The organism is Carnobacterium sp. (genome assembly GCF_032094055.1).
GTDB lineage: Bacteria > Bacillota > Bacilli > Lactobacillales > Carnobacteriaceae > Carnobacterium_A.
Genome location: NZ_DAMDAK010000100.1, coordinates 4,023 through 8,273, shown reverse-complemented (window position 1 = coordinate 8,273; position 4,251 = coordinate 4,023). Strand labels below are relative to the sequence as shown.

Sequence of the window (4,251 nt, the reverse complement as noted above, 5' to 3'; positions counted from 1 at the left end):
GAAGGAATGGCTGAAGGCGAAATCGTAAAATGGTTAGTAGCTGAAGGCGATGAAATCAAAGAAGAAGATTCAATCGTAGAAATTCAAAACGATAAATCAGTTGAAGAAATTGCTTCTCCAGTTTCAGGTACTGTTAAAAAGATTTTGGTAGAAGAAGGAACAGTTGCAATGGTAGGACAAGCAATCGTTGAGATTGATTCTCCTGAACACAATACTGAAAGTGCAACACCTGCTACATCTCCAGAAGAACCAGCAGCTGAAAGTGAAGCAAAAGATCCAGCAGCAGGCGCTTCAACAGATTCTAGTGTTGTAAAAACTTCTGACTCTAGCAAACGTGTACTTGCTATGCCATCAGTACGTCAATTTGCACGTGAAAATGATGTGGATATCAGCTTAGTAACAGCGACAGGCAAAAACGGCCGTACAACAAAAGAAGATATTGAAAACTTCAAGAAAAATGGTTCAGCAGCTCCTGCAGCACAAACTACTGAAGCTCCAGCAGCAACAAAACAAGCTCCAGCAGCTAAAGCAGCAGCTCCAGCTCAACCATTTAAATCTTCTCAAGCAGAACTTGAAACACGCGAACCAATGACAGGTATGCGTAAAGCAATCGCTAAAGCTATGGTTAATAGTAAAGCAACCGCTCCGCACGTGACATTATTTGATGAAGTAGATTCTACTAAATTAATGGCACACCGTAAACGTTTCAAAGATGTTGCGGCAGGTAAAGGCGTTAAATTAACGTTCTTACCTTATGTTGTTAAAGCTGTCGTATCTGTTTTACGCAAATACCCTGCTTTAAATGCTTCAATTGATGATTCAACAAACGAAATTGTTTATAAACATTACTTCAACATTGGTATCGCTACAGATACAGATCGCGGATTGTTTGTACCAGTTGTTAAAGATGCTGACGCTAAGAGCATTTTCTCTATCGCTGGCGAAATTACTGAGCTTTCTGGTAAAGCTACAGAAGGTAAGTTAGCAGCTAACGAAATGAGTAACGGCTCTATCTCTATCAGTAACATTGGATCAATTGGCGGCGGTTGGTTCACACCAGTTATCAATTACCCTGAAGTTGCTATTTTAGGTGTTGGTCGTATTGCTAAAAAAGCAATTGTAAATGCTGATGATGAAGTTGTAGTGGCACCAGTTATGCAATTGTCATTAAGTTTTGACCACCGTATTATCGATGGAGCAACTGCACAAAAAGCAATGAATGAGTTAAAAGCATTGCTTGCTGATCCAGAATTATTATTAATGGAAGGGTAAGGGTGAGTACAAAATGGTAGTAGGAGATTTCGCAATAGAGTTAGACACAGTTGTTATTGGTTCAGGCCCAGGGGGCTATGTAGCAGCGATTCGTGCTGCTCAAATGGGACAAAAAGTAGCAATCGTGGAAAGAGAATATATTGGCGGCGTTTGTTTGAACGTTGGCTGTATCCCTTCAAAAGCTTTAATCAGTGCAGGACATCATTATCAAGAAGCTATGCACTCAGATGTATTCGGTGTTACAGCTGAAAATGTTGTTTTAGACTTTGCTAAAACGCAAGAATGGAAAAACAATAAAGTTGTTTCAACCCTTACTAAAGGTGTTGAAGGCTTATTGAAAAAGAATAAAGTTGAAATTTTAAGAGGAGAAGCTTATTTTAACGATGAACACACAATGCGTGTCATGGGCGAAACAGCTGCTCAAACTTATTCATTCAACAATGCCATTATTGCAACTGGAATCCGACCAATTGAAATCAAAGGATTTAAGTTCGGCAAACGTGTGATCGATTCAACTGGTGGACTAGCTTTAAAAGAAGTTCCTAAGAAATTAGTTATTATCGGCGGCGGAATCATTGGTACTGAATTAGGTGGAGCATACGCTAATTTAGGCGCAGAAGTTACTATTCTTGAAGGTACTCCACAAATTTTACCAACATTCGAAAAAGATATGGTTAAATTTGTAGAAAAATCATTCAAAGAAAAAGGCATTAACATGGTAACAAAAGCAATGGCTAAAGAAGCTGTGGAAACTGAAAACGGAGTGACTGTTAAGTACGAAGTTGACGGAGCTGAACAATCAATTGACGCTGACTATGTTATGGTAACGGTTGGTCGTCGTCCTAACACTGACGAACTTGGTTTAGAAGGCGCTGGAATTGAATTAACAGAACGCGGTTTAGTTAAGGTAGACAACCAAGGACGTACAAGTGTTAAAAACATCTTCGCTATTGGCGACATCGTTCCTGGTGCTGCACTAGCTCATAAAGCTAGTTACGAAGCTAAAATTGCTGCTGAAGCAATCTCAGGTAAAAAAGTTGCTGTTGATTACAAAGCAATGCCTGCTGTAGCTTTTACAGATCCTGAATTAGCTATTGTTGGTTTAACTGCAGCAGAAGCTAAAGAAAATGGAATGGACGTTAAATCATCTAAATTCACTTTAGCTGGTAATGGCCGTGCACTTTCTTTAAATGCTAACGAAGGTTTTGTACGTTTAATTACTACTAAAGAAGACAATGTGCTTGTTGGAGCCCAAATTGTCGGAGTTTCAGCTAGTGATGTAATTGCAGAATTAGGATTAGCTATTGAAGCTGGAATGAATGCAGAAGATATTTCTTTAACTATTCATTCTCATCCTTCTTTATCAGAAGCGGTAATGGATGCTTCTGAATTAGCATTAGGTCTACCAATTCATATGTAATTTAAGACAATCAATAATAAAAAAGAGCTGAAGAATAGAAATCAGCTTCTCGTCTTCATTGTTCCAATAAAGACGTGTTCCAATTAAAAAAGGGCGCTTATTCTGTAAAGAATAAGTGCTTTTTTTATATCTGAAATTCAAAAAAGACACGAAACCAACGGGTTTTTGTTATAATGAAAAGTGAGAGGGGTCGACTTTGATTTTATTCATCTGAATTTTTAACAACTGTTGCTATTGGAGGAGATAAAGTGACTAAAAAACAAGATAAAAAAATAATGATCGTTGGTACAGATGACAGAGCCTATCAATTCGGGTTTCTTAGTATGCTGAAATTAAAATTATCTGAAGTGTTTTTCTTTCAACAAAATGATTTAAAAGAAGAGTTGATTCATGATTTACAGTATGCAACAGCTTTTTTTTCTTCTGGGTCTTTTACTATTGGACACGAAAAAGATTTTCAAACAACAGATATAATGGTCATCACTGCTAATGAAAAAAAATTAGAAGAAGAAACAGATGAAAATCACTTAAGAAGAAATATACGTTTAATTAGAAAAATCATTAAGCAGGCAATGGCAAATGGATTTAACGGTATAGTATTAATTGCAACAGAACCGACTGATATTTTTACTTATTTGATTTGGAAGTTCTCTGGATTGCCTAAAGAACAGATTTTTGGGCTTGGAACGTACATTGATTCTGTTTTGTTTCAGCAATTATTAAGTCAAAAGTTAGGGATCTCGCCGCGAGATATCAATGCTTTCATTATTGGCGGCAGCTCAAAAGAACATAAAATCGCTGCTTGGAGTAGATCTAACGTTGGTGGTAATTCTATTCTTAGTTTAACGATTGATTCTGATAGTGGTATGGATCAAGAAGACATGTTTGAAATAGAGCAGAAAATTTTAGAAAAAAACTTATTTTCTGATACGTTTACTTCTCCTTTTACTACTGCAGCTGCTCTAATAAAGTTGGTGCAATTTATTTTAACAAACGAAGAAGCGATCGTTCCGTTAGTTCATTTGGTAAACATAGAGGAGATGACAGATATTCCTTTAGCTCTTCCAGTTTTGCTGGGCGAAGAAGGAATACGTAAAACAACAGGGATAAATTTTTCGGATTTAGAAAAACAAGAATTGCTGGCAGCAGCTAAAGATATCCGAGCAAATTTAGATTGGATAGAAAAAGGATAAAAAGGAGTAGAAAATGGATAATAAAAATTATAGTTACCCAATGGATTATGACTGGACAAAAGATGAAATGGAAAAAGTGATTAATTTATGGCGGGCAGTTGAATTAGCCTATGAAACAGGGATAAACCGAGAACTCTTTTTAGAAAAATACAAAAGTTTTAAGCAAGTATTGCCTTCTATTGGTGAAGAAAAAAAGTGGAGTCGTGAATTTGAATCTATTTCGGGTTATTCTCTTTATAAAGTAGTCCAAGAAGCTAAGAAAACCGATAAAAAAACGCTTCTTATAACAAGCAAATAAGTAGAAAATAAAGGAAGTACATGATAATTTAAAAGAATAGAAGGGAAGTGAGGTCTTGAATCAACTAG

The 4,251-nt window shown here is 36.5% G+C and carries 4 protein-coding genes; all 4 read left to right on the top strand.

Annotated features, from left to right (window positions below; genetic code table 11):
* The coding region (locus RT405_RS12095) for a 2-oxo acid dehydrogenase subunit E2 (RefSeq protein WP_313470007.1) at positions 1-1,272 on the top strand (1,272 nt) is incomplete at its 5' end.
* Between the two features lie 13 nt (positions 1,273-1,285).
* Positions 1,286-2,692 (top strand): dihydrolipoyl dehydrogenase, encoded by a 1,407-nt coding sequence (gene lpdA / locus RT405_RS12090; protein ID WP_313470006.1) that lies wholly within the window; start codon positions 1,286-1,288, stop codon positions 2,690-2,692.
* 248 nt (positions 2,693-2,940) lie between these two features.
* Positions 2,941-3,885, top strand: coding sequence for a lactate/malate family dehydrogenase (locus RT405_RS12085; protein WP_313470004.1), 945 nt, complete (start codon positions 2,941-2,943; stop codon positions 3,883-3,885).
* 13 nt (positions 3,886-3,898) lie between these two features.
* Positions 3,899-4,183 carry a UPF0223 family protein gene (locus RT405_RS12080; protein ID WP_313470003.1) on the top strand — a complete coding sequence of 95 codons (285 nt, stop codon included), beginning with the start codon at positions 3,899-3,901 and terminating at the stop codon, positions 4,181-4,183.
* The last annotated feature ends 68 nt before the right edge of the window (positions 4,184-4,251 follow it).